Source organism: Micromonospora sp. NPDC003776 (assembly GCF_053605645.1).
Window position 1 is genome coordinate 1 of record NZ_JBSGJR010000928.1, and the last position, 1,436, is coordinate 1,436.

The 1,436-nt window shown below is 74.4% G+C and carries 2 protein-coding genes; one reads left to right on the forward strand and one right to left on the reverse strand.

Translation table 11 applies throughout. From position 1 onward, the window contains the following. A partial coding sequence (locus tag ACWEVO_RS36455; RefSeq protein WP_452311937.1) for an MFS transporter occupies positions 1-1,172 on the reverse strand: 1,172 nt, incomplete at its 3' end. 87 nt (positions 1,173-1,259) lie between these two features. On the opposite strand from ACWEVO_RS36455, the gene ACWEVO_RS36460 reads away from it, so the two are divergent. Further along, positions 1,260-1,436 (forward strand): helix-turn-helix domain-containing protein (locus tag ACWEVO_RS36460; RefSeq protein ID WP_452311938.1); only part of this gene is annotated, 177 nt, incomplete at its 3' end.

Sequence of the window (1,436 nt, forward strand, 5' to 3'; positions counted from 1 at the left end):
AACACCCTCACCTTCGGCCCCGGCACCCTCGCCGTACTGGCCGCCGCGACCAGCTGGATCACCCGGTGGTCGAGCAGGGTCAGCACGCCCGCGCCGGCCAGTACGGCGAGGGTGCCGGGGCCGAAGGTGAGGGTGTTGACGGTGGCGGAGACGCGGCCGACCAGCGCGCCCGGGGTCTCCCGCTGCACGGCGGTCCAGACCGTGATCAGCACCAGGGGCGCGCCGATCCCGACGGCCAGGGTGCCCGCGACCACCGGGACGAGGGCGGGCAAGGCCCGCAGCGCCAGGCCCGCGGCGAGCAGCGCGATCGCCGCCGCGGTCACCCGCCGGTCGCCCAGCCGGCGCAGCAGCGCCCCGGCGGCCAGGCCACCGACCAGCGAACCGACGCCCTGCACCGTGCCGAGCACGCCGTTGAACTCCGGCGGCCGGTGCAGGCCGACGTCCACCACGGCGTACGCCAGGGCGCCGTTGATCCCGATCAGCAGCATCGCACCGCCGGTGCAGCCGACGAGGTGCCGCAGCGCGGCGTGCCGGCGCAGGTGGCCCAGCCCGTCGGCGAGCTGCCGGCGCCACGGCTCGGGCGGTGGCGGTGGCTGCTCGCGTACCCGCAGCAGGACGAGGACCAGCGCGGCGAGGGCGAAGGTGGCCGTGTCGAGCAGCACCACCGGGTACCCGCCGTACGCGGCGAAGAGCCCGGCCCCGATCAGCGGGGCGAGCAGCTTCATCCCCTCGTTGACGGTCATCCGCAGGCCGTTGAAGTCGCCGAGCAGCTCGCCGGGGACGACGGAGGGCACCAGCGCCGCCTCGGCCGAGTCGATGAGCACGAAGCTGATCCCGTACGCGACCATCACGGCGAAGATCAGCCACACCTCGCCGGCGGTGTCGACCAGCAGCAGCACGGGCAGCAGCACGGCCATCGCGACGTGCAGGACGATCAGCACGGGCCGGCGGCGGAACCGGTCGGCGATCGTGCCGATCAGCGGCCCCACCAGGGTCGGCCCCCAGAGGCCGAGGGTGACCAGCCCGGCGAGGCTGCTCGAACCGGTCAGGTCCTTCACCCAGATGCCGGCGACCAGCAGCATCGCCGCCGTGCCGAACCCGGACACCAGTACGGCCACCAGGTAGCGGCCGGCGTCGCGGTTGCCCAGGACCCTCGTCGTGCCCCAGCTCATGTGACCACCCCCGTGCCGGCTGATTCTGGCCATCATCAACCCCCAAGTCAATGCTTGGGGGTTGTCCGACCCGGCCGGTGCGGTTCAATGGCGGCCGTGAGCACCACCGATCCGCGTCTGCGCGCGCTGGCCCACCCGGTACGGCTGCGCATGCTCTCCCTGCTGTGGGGCGCGCCGCTGTCCGCCGCGGCGCTCGCCCGCGAGCTGGCGATCTCGCACGCCCTCGCCAGCCAGCACCTGCGCCGGCTGGACGCCGCCGGCCTG